This is a genomic window from Penaeicola halotolerans, assembly GCF_016464625.1.
Classification (GTDB): Bacteria; Bacteroidota; Bacteroidia; order Cytophagales; family Cyclobacteriaceae; genus Penaeicola; species Penaeicola halotolerans.
The window spans coordinates 457,657-474,920 of sequence record NZ_JAEAGO010000003.1 but is presented as its reverse complement, the minus strand read 5'-3'; the positions used below and the strand labels follow the sequence as shown (position 1 = coordinate 474,920).

The following is a 17,264-nucleotide window of genomic DNA, read 5'->3' as shown; positions in this document are numbered from 1 at the left end:
TCGGGTATTTTATTTTTATTAAATTGACAACATATTAGCTGAGTGAATTTGAAGCGATTTATCTATATATTTTTGTCCGCCATAGCCCTTTTTATTACAGGGTATTTTTGGTTTTATGACAGCTCTGATGAGCTGCAGCAAAAGGAGCTATTTAGAAAGACTGTTCAGTCAAACATCGATCAATTATTTGAAGAATTAACACAGGACTCTACCTTGATTGCTAACAGGATCAATGCTAGAGATACGGTCACTTTTACTTATTTAAACATCCCTACTAATCATGCTTTTTTCGTCTATCGTGATGATAAGTTGCTTTACTGGTCAGATAATGAATACATCCCACAAAATGTAGAGACGCGTGATAGCGACTTGATCAGGTTGGTAGAAAATACCTCAGGGAAATTTATTAGTAAAACCTCATTAATAGAGATAAGTAGTGGCGATCAGTATCGGATTGTTCAACTGATACCGCTTTACAGAAATATACAATTGGTCAATCAATATATCAATGGAGGCTATGACCCATCAGTATTTGGCAATGACAACCTCGTCATTAGTAGTGTAGAAAATGAGTTTTTTGAACAAATCACCGATCCTAATGGTGAGTTTTTGTTTGCTGTCTCATTCAGATCAGGATATGCGCTTAATAAATCTGGTATCAACAGTGCCGCTTTGATTTTCTCCGTGTCACTATTTGCTTTGCTTACTATTTTTTCGATCAATTTCATCACACCATTTTGGAGAAAGAATAGGAAGTTTTTAGCACTAGTGTATACTACAGCTATTTTGATTTTGATTAGAGTGCTGATGATTAGCTTGAAGATTCCATTTGGTTTTTTTGATCTAGACCTGTTTGATCCAAAGTTTTATGCCGCTTCAATCATCAATCCCTCATTAGGAGATCTATTGCTCAATATCTTGGCCTTGGGAGTAATAGTTACTCTTGGCTTCAGCATTATTGCAGAAAACTACTTCCTGAAAAAATTTAGAAAGTTTACCCTAAGACATCCCATAGGGTTTTGGTATATCATTGCCTATGCAGTGAGTTTGGGCTTTGGTATATTTTACTATTTGCTGTATAGATCCCTACTTTTCAACTCACAGTGGTCTTTGGACATTAGCTCTATTGCGGATTTTGATGTTTTTAAGTTGATCAGCTACTTGATCATCTTCATGGGAGGGGCTTTCTATATTTTGATGCTGCTATTAGGGATCAATATGGTGGTTTTTGCTCGGAATAGATTGAAGCATGAGCCTTATACAGTCTTGGTGATTTTTGCCGTGATAGCATTAGCCTTTGACTATGCTACAGGGTTGGAGATGCGAACGCTGATTATATTTCATGTTTTAGCGTTGCTTTTTGTGATCACTCTGAGGCTGTATCAAAATATCTTTAGCTTCAGTTTTTCGACTTTTTTGACCTTGTTCTTTGGCGCTATGATCTGTGCCATGATTGGGGTTTTTGCGCTTTATAAACATCAAGAATTAGCAGCCATTAATGATAAGCAGAAATTTTCCAACCAGTTACTTATAGACAATGATATCCTTGGAGAATTTTTATTAGCAGAAGTGATGGATAATATCCGTAGTGATGTCTTCATAAGGAGTAAACTGGCGGAGCCTTTTGGAAATAAAGAAGTGATCGAGCGAAAGATCAAGCGAGTGTATTTGGGTAGTTATTTTGATAAATATGATGCCTTTGTGTACATCTTTAACTCAAGAGGAGATCTCTACAATAGGCGCTCAGGGGCTGACAACCTGAGAAACTTGATGCGTAAATTTGTCAAGTTTGAGAATCAAACAGCGGTGACCAACCTTTATTTTAGTCGAGATCAGGATCAAAATTTCAATAAAAATTACTTCGGAATAGTCGATATCAATAGAAATAATGTGCAGATCGGGACAGTAGCTATTGAGCTAAGACAAAGAAGGTTGCTCGCCTCCAGCGTATTTCCTAAACTGTTGATAGACAATCGCTATGTCAATAGTGACCCTAATCAAGATTTTGATTACGCGATCTATGAAAATAAGCGATTGATGCTTTCGGTAGGAAATATCAATTATCGTACGGTAGTCACTCCTGAGTTTTTTGAATCGAGGAGGTTGAGAGAGGTTGGGATTAGAAAGGGGGGATATCATCATATGGCCTTCGATACTGGTGAAGATGAAATGGTGATCGTATCTTCCCCACTGTATGAGCCAAGACTATTTATCGCTGATTTCTCTCTGATTCTCTTGATCTTCATACTTATGACGATTGTGGTAGTCGTCTTATTTGAGAGTCTCAAAGGATTTAGGCATTACACACTCAATTATTCCACGAAGATCCAGTTATATCTCAACTTAGCATTCTTCCTTCCGATGCTTATCGTGAGTGCTGTGACAGTGACCTTAGTGAGTAGAAGTTACACGCAAGATCTGACAAGGCAATATTTCGATAAGGCACAGCTCATCAAGGAAAATATCAGTAGAAGTCTCGAGACATACTTTAGTGGAGAGATGGATATAGAGGAGCTAGAAGGGCAGCTATATGCCTTATCGGGTACGACCAACTCCGATATCAATGTCTATGATCAAGAGGGTAGATTGCTCTCAGGAAATCAGCCAGCGATATATGAAAAGAAGATACTGTCAGATCTCATTAATCCTATTGCATTCTCTCAGATCAAGGAACAGTATAATACACGCATCATCATAGATGAGCAGATCGGTAAGCTGGACTTTAAGACTGTATACATGGCATTAAGATCACCCAATGGAGATAAACTCAACGCTATAATAGGCATTCCGTTCTTTGAGTCAGCTAGCGAGTTGAATAGGTTGAGAACGGATGTGTTGGGGAATATCATCAATATCTTTATCATTATCTTGATCATCTTTTTGGTAGTGTCCTACTTTGCTTCGCAAAACCTCACTAGTCCTTTCAAGCTAATTGCTCAAAAGATCAAATCTACATCCCTCGAGAAAAACGAGCCGATGTTTTGGCCAAATAAGGATGAGATCGGCTTACTAGTAGGTGAATACAATAAGATGCTGGAAAAGCTAGAAGCCAGTAGAGAATCTATGGCAGCGAGCGAGAAGGAAACTGCTTGGAGAGAAATGGCTAAGCAAGTGGCACATGAGATCAAAAATCCACTTACACCGATGAAGCTCACATTGCAGCATATGAGAAGGCTTCAAATGGAAGGTAAGCTAGATGATCCTAAGCAGCTAGAGCGGCCTGTCAATACGCTGCTGGAGCAGATCGATACGCTTAGTGATATCGCTACATCTTTCTCAGATTTTGCCAAAATGCCGCTTCCTAAAAATGAGAAAATCGATCTAGCCAAGGTATTGAGACAAATAGAAACGCTCTTTAGAAATCATGAAAAGGGAAGCGTGATCTGTCAAGGTATCAAAGGAGAGATCTATGTACTAGGAGATGAGAAGCTGTTTGGGAGGGTATTTAGCAACTTGGTGATCAATGGTATACAAGCTGTCCCAGACGATCAGGTGGCTGAGATCAAGATTACAGCAAGGCAATCAGAAGGCAAGGTGAAAATCACTGTTAAAGATAATGGACAGGGTATCCCGAGTCATTTGAGAGAAAAAGTGTTTGTGCCAAACTTCAGTACTAAAACTGAGGGATCTGGACTAGGACTAGCCATCGTCAAGCGAGGGGTAGAGAATGCAGGAGGGAAGATCTGGTTTGATTCGAAAGAAGGAGCAGGGACTACATTTTATTTAGAGTTTCTATTAGTCTAGATGCGTTGTTGGGGATTAGTCATATGGTGCATGATGAGCGCATATACGCTAAGTGCTCAGACCAACTTGCCCAATTGTAAGTGGGTTAAAACAGCGATACCGATAGAACTAGACTCTCTCACAGCGATCCCTGAGAGTATTGTTGCGACTACTCTAGCAGGAGACACTTTAGCCCATAGTTTTGATTTAAATACTGGAATGATCTCCTTCTCAGCAGTGAGTGTAGACTCTGCGCGTGTTTGTTACAGAACTTTCCCTTACAGCTTACACAGACCTATCCAACATAAGACCTTGGCGATTTATGATTCCAATGCGCTATTTAAAGACAAACGCATAGCGATTAATAATACTGTTTTTGATGTCAGAGAAGAGCTCTTTAGCACTTCGGATTTACAGAAGAGTGGTAGTATCAGTCGAGGGATATCTTTTGGCAATACTCAAAATGTCTTTGTCAACTCGGCTCTCAACTTACAGATGGAAGGCAAGCTTTCTGATAACTTACAGATTAGAGCTAGTATCACTGATCAAAATGTGCCTTTCCAACCGGAAGGAAATACCCAACAGCTACAAGATTTTGATAGAGTATTTATAGAGTTATACAATGAGAAGTTTTCGCTCAGCGGGGGAGACGTGGTTTTTCAAAAGCGAGATTCAGAGTTTTTGCAATACTACAAAAACGTACAAGGTGGCATGTTCAGTACCAAGTATGATCTGGGCAAATTTAAAGCACAGACTTCTATAGGTGCTTCTGTAGCTAAAGGAAAATTTGCTTCTACGATAGTGGAAGTGTTAGAAGGAGTGCTAGGACCTTATCGGCTTAGAGGACCTAATAATGAACGCTTTATCATCGTATTGGCTAACTCAGAGAAAGTTTATCTAGATGGAAAGCTGCTTCAAAGAGGATTTAACAATGACTATGTCATAGACTATAATATCGGGGAAATTACATTTACCAATAATGTATTAATCACAGAATTTTCTCGTTTGCGGGTTGATTTTGAGTACGCAGATCAAAACTATAGCCGATCTATTATTTTAGCCAATCAGCGATTTACAAATGATAAGCTTGAAGTAAGCTTGGATTTTTATAAAGAAGAGGACAATCGTAACAGGCCACTTCTCCAAGACCTCAGCGATGCAGATAAAATATTGCTCAGTAGTATCGGAGACGATCTGGATCAGGCGATAGTGCCTAGGGTTGATAGTACGGAGTTTAGCCAAGATTTGATCTTATATAGGAGGCTTACAGATGAAACTGGGTTTGTATATTATGAATACTCCACTAATCCGGATAGTGCAAGATACACGCTTACTTTTAGTGAGGTAGGCTTCGGTAATGGGAACTATGTCCGTCAAAACTTCCAAGCTAATGGAACGGTCTACGCGTATGTGGCTCCAATAAATGGTCAGCCACAAGGAACTCACGAACCTGTAATCCGTCTCACTACTCCGGCACTCAGACAAATGATGACGGCAAGCATCAAATACAAGTTGTCACAGTATGAGCAAGTATTTACAGAAGTAGCACTTAGTCAGCGAGATTTGAATACATTTTCTAGTATAGATAATGCAGATAATCAGGGATTTGCGGTAAAGAGCGGTTTAAAATCTGTAGGTCGACCTATTGGATGGTTGAAAGATTATAAGCTTGAAAGTGAGGTAGATATCGAGTTTGACTCAAGAAATTTTGAGTTTGTAGATCGCGTTAGATATATAGAGTTTGATCGTGACTGGAATGCTAGTTTTGAGGATTTGGAGGTAAACAATTCAGATCAAATCATTAATGGAGGATTGTCAGTCCGTAAAAATGCAGATGCTTATGCGGGGATATCCTCTACTTTTAGAAATAGGGGAGAAGTGGTAGACGGCTATCAATTCAGGGCGGAATTTGGGCAGCGAATATTCAAAAGGCTTTACCTGAAATCGGATTTGTTTCAGATGCAAAATAAGCAAGCTACATTAGATGCTTCATGGTATCGACTCAATGCTGACTTGCAGTTTAGGAGTAAGTACTTAGTGCCTGGCTATACTTACTCTGAGGATCGTAATGTCATCAGAGATCGTGCAGCTGACAGTGTGGTCAATACAGCAATGAATTTTGTCTCTCATAGAATTTATTTAAGATCAAATGATACGCTAAAAACACAGTTTCTAGGTGAAGTCATTTTGAGAGAGGATAATACCCCTCAGCAAGGAGAAATCAGGAAACAAAATGAGTCGATCACTACCAATTTTCAACTCAGAAGAGAGTTGGCTTCGAATCACTCTTTGGTGAGTACTTTTACATACAGAAAGTTAGAGAATGTGCTTTTTCCTGACTTTGACGAAGAGACCGTGATGGGACGCGTAGACTACAATGGCTCACTATGGAAAGGTGCTATCAGAAATGAGCTCAACTATGCGATCAGCAATGGTCGAGAACTACGAAGAGAATATGTCTATCTGCCAGTGCCTACAGGTGAGGGAACACATACTTGGCGTGATGATAATAGAGATGGGGTGCAACAACTTGAAGAGTTTTATCTAGCAGTCAATGCAGATGAAAAGAACTATGTGAAAATATTTGTACCTACGGATGACTACATCCAGGCTTTTAGTACTCTTTTTAATTACAGATTGAATGCGCGCTTCCCAGATACTTGGCGAAAAGAGGAAGGGTTGAAGGCTTTCATTCAGCGATTTACTAATAATACCAGTTGGACAGTGGAGAAAAAGACTACCGATTCAGACCTTTTGCAGCGTATTTCTCCATTTATTAATCAATTAGATGAGGAAAATTTACTCTCTTTGAGAAGGTCATTTAGGTCTACTTTTTTCTATAATAGGTCTTCTGCTAAAAATGGCTTTGAACTTAGCTTTCTCAATACGGACAATCGACAATTGCTCACTGGTGGATTTGAGGAGATCAGCCAGAGAGAGTGGAGAGGCAACTTTAGAGTGAATATTAAGAAGCAGTACAACCTCAACTTAGGCTACACGCAGCAAGTAAAAGCCAGCGTTTCTGACTTTTTAGACAATAGGAATTTTTTGATCAATGCCTATAAGTTGAGTCCAGAATTGGCTTGGCAGCCTTCGACTAAGTTTCGGTTGACGGGGACCTATGGTTTTACGGACAAGTCAAATGCTAATGGAGATGCGGGTGGAGAACAGGCTACTTTGAGTGAGTTTGTCTTTGATCTGAGATATGCTAAAGCTATCCAAAGTACGATAGGAGCTAATCTAAGACTGGTCAATATACAATATGATGGGCTGGTAAATTCCCCCATTGGTTATGAGATGCTCGAGGCATTACAGCCAGGGACCAATGTCACTTGGACACTTAATTGGCTTCAGAGAATAGGAAATGGCTTGCAATTTAACCTCGTGTATGAAGGCAGAAACTCAGGAGATCAGCGCACAGTGCACACAGGCAGGATGCAGGTTAGTGCATTGTTTTGAGGCAATTGTTTAAGATGGCGCAAACATTCTTTATTTTTGTTGTCATGACAACTTTCTTGAGTTGAAATAGTTAAAAATGATATGAAGGAATTGGTAGTAGTCACAGGAGGAAGTAAAGGTATCGGAAAAGCCATTATCCATAAATTTGCAGCCGCAGGATATGATATCGTGACCTGCGCACGTAATCAAGCAGCGCTAAATGAAATGGCTCAAGAAGTGATCAATCTCTACGGAGTCCAAGTACATACTATGGTGGCAGATCTTTCAAAGAGAGCTGCTGTAGCTGATTTTGCCACTTTCATTCAGTCTAAAGGTGAAGTTGGGGTATTGGTAAATAATACGGGTGTATTTATCCCAGGACAAATCCATACAGAGGAAGAAGGTAGTTTGGAAAAAATGATAGAGACCAATCTATACAGTGCGTATCATCTCACGAGGGCTATAGTGCCTCAGATGAAGGCTAGAAAGTCAGGTCATATATTTTCCATGGGCTCCATAGCAGGATTGACTGCCTATGAGCATGGTGGTTCTTATGCCATTTCTAAGTGGGCGATGCTTGGATTTACTAAGTGTCTCAGAGCTGAACTCAAAGGAGACGGTATCAAAGTAACCTCGATATTGCCTGGGGCTACCTACACAAGTAGCTGGGAAGGTGTCGATCTGCCAGTGGAGAGATTTATGAAGTCAGAAGATGTGGCTGAGGCTGTATGGTCAGCATATCAGATGTCTCCGCAGACAGTAGTAGAAGAGATAGTGATTAGACCTCAGTTGGGGGATATTTAAGCAAGCATATAAAGCATTTATTTGATATGAAGACTTCCTTTACCACAGCTAAAAAGTACTGCGACAGTATGGTTGCTTACAAGAGGCGAAAGACTATTCCCGTCAAAGTAGGGGATGTCATCATCGGGGGAGACAATCCCATAGTAGTTCAGTCTATGACTACTGTAGATACGATGGATACGCAGGGATCTGTAGAACAAGTCATCAGGATGGTCGAGGCGGGTTGTGAACTTGTAAGAATCACAGCTCCTAGTATCAAAGAAGCTGAAAACTTAGCAGAAATCAAGAAAGAGTTGCTTAAGAGAGGTTATAAAGTCCCTCTTGTAGCTGATATACATTTTACCCCTAATGCTGCAGAAGTAGCCGCTAAAATCGTAGAGAAAGTCAGAATCAATCCAGGCAACTACGCTGACAAGAAGAAATTTGAAACCATCGAATATACCGATGAGAGTTATCAAGCTGAGCTACAGCGTATCAGAGAGCGATTTGAGCCACTAGTGAAGATCTGCAAAGAGCATGGTACAGCGATGCGAATAGGGACGAATCATGGGTCACTTTCTGATAGGATCATGAGCCGATACGGAGATACTCCACTAGGTATGGTTGAGTCAGCATTAGAGTTTTTGAGGATATGTGAAGACATGGAGTATTACAATATCGTGATCTCTATGAAGTCAAGCAATCCACAAGTCATGGTACAAGCTTACAGACTACTCGTACAAAAACTTGATGAGGAAGGTTTTAAGCCATATCCACTACACCTTGGAGTGACTGAAGCAGGTGATGGTGAAGACGGCCGAATCAAGTCAGCTTTAGGTATAGGGACACTCCTCGAAGATGGTTTGGGAGATACGGTGAGGGTTTCTTTGACAGAAGAACCAGAGTTTGAAGCACCAGTAGCACAAGTACTCGTCAATCGATACCAAGAGCGCTCAGGCCATGCTCCGATAGCGCCTATTTCTGACAATCCACTAAACCCTTTTGCTTATGAGAAAAGACAAACAAAAGAGGTCGCCAATATCGGTGGAGGTAATGTGCCTCGAGTGATTGCTGATTTTAGCAAATTAGAAGACGTACAAGTCAAAGACCTGAAAGCCATAGGACACTTTTATCTTCCAGAGCTAGACAAGTGGAAGATGAATGATATCGGGGCTGATTATGTGTTTAGCGGAGATCATCCGATACCCTTTATGCTGCCAAATGGACTAAAGGAAATCCTCAACTATCAAGCATGGCTCAAAGATGAAGATCATGGCAATAAGATTCCTGTTTTTAACCTGCAAGATTGGATGTTTGCTCCAACTAGACACAAGGAAATCAACTTCCTGAAGCTAGATGCCGCTAGACTAGAAGATGAGATTTTTAGCATCTTAGAAGCAGAGGATGATAAGTTGGTCGTGTGGTTAGAAACCTATAATCAACACGCATTAGCCGCCAATAGGAGATTTTTCATTGAGTTAATCAAAAGAAATATCAATATCCCTGTGATCATTCATTCGACTTATCATAATATGAGTCAGGATGAAATGATGATCTATCCAGCCACAGACATGGGTGGACTACTCATCGATGGCATGGGAGATGGCGTCATGTATGGTGTAGATCAGTATCACGTTAATGACAAGGAAAAACATTTGGCTGATTTGAAACTCGCCAATAGCGTTTGTTTTGGAGTATTGCAGGCAGCTCGTACGAGGATATCTAAGACAGAGTATATCTCTTGTCCTTCTTGTGGTAGAACGCTCTTTGACTTGCAGGAGACAACTGCGATGATTCGTAAGCGTACAGACCACCTCAAAGGAGTAAAAATAGGTATCATGGGTTGCATCGTTAATGGTCCTGGAGAGATGGCAGATGCAGATTATGGCTATGTAGGTTCTGGTAAGGGTAAGATCACACTCTACAGAGGTCAAGAGGTCGTCAAGCGATCTGTTCCTTCGGAAAAAGCTGTGAATGAATTAATTAATTTGATCAAAGAAGATAACAAATGGATTGAACCCGAAGTAGAAGCTTTGAGTTAAGTATCTATAAGCAATACATTATGGCAAATAAGTTCGGAGATTATTTCAAGCTTGGAGAAGTAGGCAATTACTTCTTTAGAGTATTTAAAAAAACAGATCCTGACCAAAAGGGAAATTTCAACCTCAGGATGATGCATGGGATCAATAAGATATCTATCCTATTGTTTTTATTTGCCCTCATCGTGATGTTGATTAGACATGTATTTTGATGAATGTCGAATATTATAGGACACACTGTCTTTCTAAGGTGGGAGTAGAAGAGGGTTTTCCCTTTGATACTTCCACTTTAGTCTTTAAAGTCGGTGGAAAAATTTTTGCTTTACTGGATATTGAAGAGTTTGTGAGTGTCAATCTCAAATGTGATCCTGAATATGCGATAGAGTTGAGAGAACGCTATGAAGGTATCTTACCAGGCTATCACATGAATAAGAGGCATTGGAATACCATCCTCAATGATGGTTCTGTGAGTGACAAACTACTTTTAGAACTAACAGATCACTCTTATGACTTGGTCTATCAAAGTCTGCCTGCTAAAGTCAAATCAAATTTAGCCTCATGAGTTTCCTCAAGTTGACGCAAATAGAGAAGCATTATGATTCGAATTTTGTCTTAGGCCCTATAGATCTGGTACTAGATAAGGGAAAGGTACTGGCAATACTTGGTGAAAGTGGTTCTGGTAAATCTACTCTTTTGAAAATCATCGCTGGTTTGTTGCCTGCCGACAGAGGGAATGCATTTTTGGATGGAGATGTATTACAGGATCCTAGAGAAAAGCTGATTGCTGGCTATGAAGAGGTCAAGCTGATCCATCAAGACCTTAAGTTGCATATAAACAATACCGTTCGGGAAAATATCAAAAGAGAATTGCTCGCTTATGATGCTGATTATGCAGCTGAGCGTATAGCCTTACTGCTTGAATTATTCAAACTAGAGCACTTGGCTGATCAAAAGCCTACTCAGCTATCAGGAGGTCAACGTCAAAAAGCAGCTATCGCAAAGGCACTGGCTATAGAACCTCAATTAGTTTTGCTCGATGAGCCTTTTAGTCAGTTGGATACCATACAAAAGCGTCTGTTGCTTGTAGCATTACGGGATGCTTTTAAGGCGATGGAGAGTACAGTCATCATGGTAACGCATGATTATGAGGATGCTTTGCAGCTGGCCGATGAGATCGTGGTGATCAAAGAAGGTAAAATCATGCAAAGAGCAAGTAGTCAAGAGATTTATCACAAGCCTAATAGTCAATATGTAGCGTCACTTTTTGGGGAGACCTATTTATTTCCTTTGAATTTATTTGCCGTATTTGGCTTAGAGGAAATGTATGATTCCAACAAAGTTTATTACAGACCTAGCGCACTATATATATCCTCTTCAGGAGTGGCGGCTCAAATCAAATCTGTTCAATTTTTAGGACTTTATAGTCGTGTGACATTAGATATTCAAGGGTCTTCACTCACTGCCTATTTAACTGATTCAAATGCATTGCAAGCTGGAGAACAGGTAAACATTCAGCTCCATACAGATCAACTGATTGAGATTTGATCTTCAAGATTTTAAATTAGAGTTTCTTATTTAAAAGGACACGTTTTTCATTTTTCTTTCGCTTTAGGGAACATTTTTACTCATTTATCGATTGAACATTCATTCACTCATAAATTTTTCATGGAGCAAATAGCAGAAAAGAAAAAGCTAGTATTTGAAAGTGCCTTAGAATTGATCAAAGAAAATGGATTTCATGGAAGTCCTATGAGCATGGTCGCAAAGAAGGCGGGAGTTGCTGCTGGTACGATCTACACATATTTTGAAAGTAAAGATGAGCTTATTGTGGAGCTTTACTACTATATCAAAAGTAAAATGCTTAATGAAATAAGTGAAAAGGATGATCCTTCTTTGCCATTTCAAGAGCGCTTTTTTATGTTTAGATGAGGTTTTGTCTCAGTCGTGGTCTACTCCATGCTCTCCATGTACGTGACCATGTGCTAATTCTTCTTCAGTGGCTTCTCTTACTTCTAAGACTTCTCCGTCAAAGTGCAGATCAAAACCTACTAGGGGATGATTGAAATCTAAGAGTACATCTTCTTCAAATACTTTCACTACTTTGGCTTGCATCGGGAGGCCTTCTTCATCTAAAAGTGGGAGGAAATTACCTTCTTCAAGCATACCGTCTTGAAAACCTCTTTCTTTGGAGAAATTCTCTTTAGGGACACTGATGATCATGTCATCACTGGCTTGTCCGTAAGCTTCATCAGCAGAGAGTGTAAATGAAAATGCTTCTCCTTGTACTTTACCAGAGAGAAGTTCTTCAAACTTCTCAGGAAGGCCACTATTGCCAAAAAGGAAATAAAAAGCATCTTCTTCATTTCTCACTTCTACACTAAAAGGTGCGGAGTTTTCATCATTTGATACTTTTAATTCATAAGTAAGTCCTACGACTTTTTTGTTAGATATTGTCATGTTTTAAAATTTGTTGCAAGATAAAACTTATATCTTTAATGTCTCAGGAAAGGGATTAGTTCATCACAGATTGATTAGTCAGTACAAGATGGATTATTTTGTATTTATTTTGCTTATTTTTGAGTTCATTTAGTGTATTTAATGAAGCAGAGACAGCTTTTATTTTTTCTATTGATCTGTGCCATAGGGATTTATTCCTGTGCGCCTCGGAGGATATGTCCTGCTTATCAGACAGCCATGATTTTAGATGATGATCTGAGGGCGATGACTTTTGGGCATTTCATAGATACCACCTTGATGGATCCTAATTTTAGAGCACAGCGTGAAGAGAAACGTTTTTTCTTTTTTCGTAAAAAACCCGTGGATCATAAGCCTTTGTATGCCACTAGCAAGTTGCCTAAAAATAATCCGATAGCTAATCCAGCTGCTCATAAGTACACCCCACCACCTCGATTCAACTTCTTCCATAGAGACGAGCCTGTAGTTTTTCAGCATGGCACACGGACGAATCAGCTCATGGCGCGAAGTAAGAAATTTAACACCCTTCGCAGAGAGACTTATATAGGGAAGGATACAACTTCTTTCGCTTTGATAGACTCGACACTCAATGCAGATTCTGTGATGTTTGTCAGGCGTAATCCGCTTATACTAAGTGATGACATGCCGCCTTTCAATACGGATCATTATATGTATATGGAGAAGTTTGGACATTTACTAGACTTCCCTGAGTATGAAGCTCCCGTGCCAGAGGTCATCCCTGTAGATACACTGCAAGACAGTACGCAGCAGAGAAAAGGACCTTTTTCTTTTCTAAAAAGGAAAGGAAATAACCAGCCTATCAATACGCCTAACTCTGATAATAAACGTAGGAGGGGCAAGCAAGAACAAGAAGCTATCGTCAACTCAAACGAGGAAGAGGAATAAAAAAATCCGAAGCAGGCGCCTCGGATTTTTATTTTTAGATCACGATGTTGACGATCTTACCTGGGACGATGATCACTTTTTTAGGGGATTTTCCTTCCAACCACTTGATCACTTCCTCTACTGCCATGACTTCAGACTCTATTTGCTGATTGGTCAGTGAAAGCGGTAGTTTTACTTTAGCCCTCATTTTGCCATTGATAGAGACAGGATACTCATGTTCATTCTCTACTAGATATTGCTCTTCATAAGCTGGATATGGTGCTTCTGAAATAGAGCTATTATGACCCAGTAGCGACCAGATTTCCTCTGTGATATGTGGCGCATAAGCAGCCATCACTAAGGTCAAAGGCTCCAAAATAGCACGCTTATTACACTTCAAGGCGCTCAGTTCATTGACACAAATCATGAAAGTACTGACAGAAGTATTAAAGGAGTACCGCTCTATGTCTTCAGCTACTTTTTTGATTGTTTTATGAAGGGATTTGAGTTCCTCTTGGCTTGGGGTAGCTTCGCTTACAGACCAGTTACCTTGCTCATCATGGAATAACTTCCAATACTTTCTCAAGAACTTGTGCACGCCATCTATACCATTGGTATTCCAAGGTTTAAACTGCTCCAGTGGGCCTAAGAACATCTCATAAAGTCTCAAGGTATCTGCTCCAAATCGCTCAATGATATCATCTGGATTGACCACATTGTACTTAGACTTTGACATTTTCTCTACTTCCCATCCACAGATCAGTTTGCCATCTTCCAAGATAAATTCTGCATTGGCTAGGTCAGGTCTCCATTTTTTGAAAGTTTCAGGATCTAGGACATCATTTTCCACCATATTGACATCCACGTGAATAGGTGTAGTGTCATATTGGTCTTTTAGTCCGTGGCTTACATAAGTATTGGTGCCAGTGATCCTGTACACAAAGTTGGATCTGCCCTGTATCATGCCCTGATTGATGAGCTTTTTGAAAGGCTCTTCTACTGTCACAAAGCCTCTGTCGTAGAGGAATTTGGTCCAGAATCGGGCGTATAGTAAGTGTCCTGTAGCGTGCTCTGCACCTCCGATGTAGAGGTCTACATTCTGCCAATAAGCTTGGATATCTGCCGCACAGAATGATTTATCATTTTGACTGTCCATGTATCGGAAGAAGTACCAACTCGATCCTGCCCAGCCTGGCATGGTGCTCCGCTCTAGTGGAAATTCACCTTCTGCTGTTTTATACACCCAATTCTTAGCCCTGCCTAGTGGAGGCTCGCCTTCTTCTGTAGGAAGGTATTTGTCCACTTCAGGTAGGATGAGTGGTAGATCTTTTTCATCGATGAGATAAGGGATATCTTCTTTGAAATATACAGGTAGTGGCTCCCCCCAGTAACGCTGTCTGGTGAAGATGGCATCACGCATGCGGAAGTTGACTTTCCCTTTACCAATCTTTTTTGCCTCAGCAAATTCGATGGCTTTTTGGATGGCTTCTTTGACCTCTAATCCATTCAAGAAGTCACTATTGATGATTTTACCTTCTTTGGCATCATGCGCTTCTTCTTCGATATTGCCACCGGCTACTACTTGTCTGATGGTCAAGTTGAAATGCTTAGCAAAAGCATAATCTCTGCTATCATGCGCAGGGACGGCCATCACTGCTCCTGTACCGTAGCCTGCTAGGACATAATCCGCTACCCAGATTGGAATTTGCTCCCCATTGTAAGGATTGATCGCATAAGCACCTGTGAAGGCACCAGAGATGCGCTTGACCTCTGTCATACGCTCACGCTCAGACCTGTTTTTGGCTATGGCTACATAGTCATTGACTTCCTTGGCTTGCTCTGGGGTAGTGAGTGCATCTACCAATTCACTTTCAGGTGCTAGTGCTAGAAAGGTTACTCCAAAAATGGTATCTATTCTGGTAGTGAATACCTTGATCTTTTCTGTACTATTCAATACTTCAAATACTAGCTCTGCACCGAGAGATTTACCTATCCAGTTGCGCTGCATTTCCTTGACAGGCTCTGGCCAATCGATGGTGTCTAGCCCACTTCTCAGTCGCTCAGCATAAGCAGTGATGCGCATAGACCATTGCATCATGTTCTTGCGAATGACAGGATGTCCTCCTCTCTCTGAGAAGCCATCTTTTACTTCATCATTGGATAGTACGGTGCCTAGTGCTGGACACCAGTTGACGGTAGTATTGGCTAGGAAAGTTAGTCTGTATTTCAATAGTAAACGCTGCTGATCTGCTTCAGACATGGCATTCCACTCTGCAGCTGTGATGGTAGGCGTGTCTTCATCGCAGGCTGCTTGGATATGGGCATTGCCCTTTTGCGCTAGCTCTTGGATGAGTGTAGTGATCGGTTCCGCTTTGTCAGTCGCACTGTTATACCAACTATCAAATAACTGCATGAAGATCCACTGCGTCCATTTGTAATAGCTCGGATCACAGGTTTTCACTTCTTTGTCCCAGTCAAAGGAGAAACCGATATTTTTCAATTGCTCTTTATAGCGCGCAATGTTTTCTTCTGTCGTGATGGCTGGGTGTTGCCCTGTCTGTATGGCGTACTGTTCTGCTGGCAGACCAAAGGCATCAAATCCCATGGGATGTAGGACATTGAAGCCCTTTTGGCGCTTATATCTAGAGACGATGTCAGAAGCTATGTATCCTAGTGGGTGGCCTACGTGCAGCCCTGCTCCAGAAGGATAGGGAAACATATCCAGGGAATAGAATTTAGGTTTATCTGAGGTATCGGCAGTCTTGAAAGTGCTGTTGTCTGCCCAGTACTTTTGCCATTTTTTTTCTATGCTGCTGAAATTGTATGCTGACATCTGTGAGTTGCGTTGATTTGATTTGCAAAAATAGTAGTTTGGTTTTATTTGGCTTAGGAAACCAAGAAAAAAGCCTTCCGAAGAAGGCTTAAAATATCGTCTGTGCGGAGTGGATTTACCTGAACTTGGGACCTTTGTACTTGCTACCCCAAACCCCTCCGCTAAAGAAGCCTTGTGGAATAAAGATCTCTACTCCAAAAGTGATGGCTAGATAGCCGTCTTTTGATTCAGGATTACCTCTTCTTCTTTCATTTATATTTTCTAGGTCAGGGAATCCTTGCCCAGGACCTTGATAGGTACCATCTTCATAGTATTGCGGCCCTATCCATCTGTAAGATACGGATACACGCTCTGTATCATCCAAGAAATCTGTTATAAAACTATAATCATAAGCACTGACATCATCTAGGTAGTCAGTAGTCGTGAATCGATACACAGCCTCAGCAAATACATCCATGTATGGAGAAGCTTTGTATTTGACTCCCAGACCAACTGGTAGGACGATGGCGATAGGGCCATAGCGTACGCCCTCTGTTTCTACATCTCTGAGTTTGATCCTTTCTCCCTCGATGACAGTAGTAGGATTGACAGTCGTGATCCCCGCACCGAGTAATAGGTATGGATTGACTACAGCTCTATCAATAAAACCCCTGTTGGTAGGTAGGAGATTGATCTCTACCATCCCTGTGATCTCCATGTTGTTGGAGGTGAAATTCAGGTTTCTAGGTTGTCTTAAGCTTTGAGGAGCTGCTTTGGCATCATCTCCAGCGATGTTGTAGAAAAATAGGTTTCCACGAAGGTTTACTCTTTCATTGGCGCGGTATTTTGCTCCGATGTTGAGCCCATAGCGTGACTGAAAACCATCAATAGGATCGTACAAGTCCCCAAAATAGATCGCAGAACCAAGGCCAAATACTGCTGAAAATTTTCTGTCTTTTCTTAAACTATAAAAGTTTTGGGAATAGGCTGAAAGGGTGGTGATCGTCAGAAAGGTTAAAACTAAAAGTAAATGCTTTTTCATTGGCAATGCTTAGGGTTGTACCTCTTACAAAATTAGGTTTATATATTTAATATGCAATTAAGTGTGG

General features: G+C 40.7%; 12 protein-coding genes. 9 read left to right on the top strand and 3 right to left on the bottom strand.

The genetic code is table 11. The features are described from left to right. Positions 1-48: 48 nt before the first annotated feature. From I5349_RS09615 to I5349_RS09580, 8 genes are all read left to right on the top strand, one after another. The gene (locus I5349_RS09615; protein WP_226390549.1) at positions 49-3,744 is read left to right on the top strand and encodes a sensor histidine kinase; all 3,696 of its coding nucleotides are present in this window, start codon (positions 49-51) and stop codon (positions 3,742-3,744) included. Positions 3,745-3,777: 33 nt separating this feature from the next. After that, the gene (locus tag I5349_RS09610) at positions 3,778-7,182 is read left to right on the top strand and encodes a DUF8818 domain-containing protein (protein WP_226390548.1); all 3,405 of its coding nucleotides are present in this window, start codon (positions 3,778-3,780) and stop codon (positions 7,180-7,182) included. An 81-nt stretch (positions 7,183-7,263) separates the two neighbouring features. After that, a complete protein-coding gene (locus I5349_RS09605; RefSeq protein WP_226390547.1) occupies positions 7,264-7,965 on the top strand; it encodes an SDR family oxidoreductase in 702 nt (233 codons plus the stop codon). Positions 7,966-7,991: 26 nt separating this feature from the next. Further along, positions 7,992-9,986, top strand: coding sequence for a (E)-4-hydroxy-3-methylbut-2-enyl-diphosphate synthase (gene ispG, locus I5349_RS09600; protein ID WP_226390546.1), 1,995 nt, complete (start codon positions 7,992-7,994; stop codon positions 9,984-9,986). A 20-nt stretch (positions 9,987-10,006) separates the two neighbouring features. Continuing rightward, the gene (locus tag I5349_RS09595) at positions 10,007-10,195 is read left to right on the top strand and encodes a DUF6728 family protein (protein WP_226390545.1); all 189 of its coding nucleotides are present in this window, start codon (positions 10,007-10,009) and stop codon (positions 10,193-10,195) included. Beyond that, positions 10,195-10,545, top strand: a complete 351-nt coding sequence (locus tag I5349_RS09590) for an MmcQ/YjbR family DNA-binding protein (RefSeq protein ID WP_226390544.1) — start codon at positions 10,195-10,197, stop codon at positions 10,543-10,545. Before I5349_RS09595 ends, I5349_RS09590 begins: the two co-directional genes overlap by 1 nt. Next, entirely contained in the window at positions 10,542-11,528 is a 987-nt protein-coding gene (locus tag I5349_RS09585) for an ABC transporter ATP-binding protein (protein WP_226390543.1), read from the top strand. Before I5349_RS09590 ends, I5349_RS09585 begins: the two co-directional genes overlap by 4 nt. A gap of 120 nt (positions 11,529-11,648) precedes the next feature. Beyond that, the gene (locus I5349_RS09580) at positions 11,649-11,912 is read left to right on the top strand and encodes a TetR/AcrR family transcriptional regulator (protein WP_226390542.1); all 264 of its coding nucleotides are present in this window, start codon (positions 11,649-11,651) and stop codon (positions 11,910-11,912) included. 9 nt (positions 11,913-11,921) lie between these two features. On the opposite strand, the gene I5349_RS09575 is transcribed toward I5349_RS09580, so the two are convergent. Further along, positions 11,922-12,440, bottom strand: a complete 519-nt coding sequence (locus I5349_RS09575) for an FKBP-type peptidyl-prolyl cis-trans isomerase (protein WP_226390541.1) — start codon at positions 12,438-12,440, stop codon at positions 11,922-11,924. Positions 12,441-12,581: 141 nt separating this feature from the next. Between I5349_RS09575 and I5349_RS09570 the strand changes: the two genes are divergently transcribed. After that, positions 12,582-13,364: a hypothetical protein gene (locus I5349_RS09570; RefSeq protein ID WP_226390540.1), complete on the top strand. Its 783-nt coding sequence runs from the start codon at positions 12,582-12,584 to the stop codon at positions 13,362-13,364. A gap of 34 nt (positions 13,365-13,398) precedes the next feature. Here the strand turns inward: I5349_RS09570 and leuS are convergent, their stop codons facing one another. Together leuS and I5349_RS09560 are read right to left on the bottom strand one after the other, a co-directional pair. Continuing rightward, a complete protein-coding gene (gene leuS / locus I5349_RS09565; RefSeq protein WP_226390539.1) occupies positions 13,399-16,176 on the bottom strand; it encodes a leucine--tRNA ligase in 2,778 nt (925 codons plus the stop codon). A 115-nt stretch (positions 16,177-16,291) separates the two neighbouring features. Further along, positions 16,292-17,197 (bottom strand): outer membrane beta-barrel protein, encoded by a 906-nt coding sequence (locus tag I5349_RS09560; RefSeq protein WP_226390538.1) that lies wholly within the window; start codon positions 17,195-17,197, stop codon positions 16,292-16,294. Positions 17,198-17,264 lie beyond the last annotated feature (67 nt).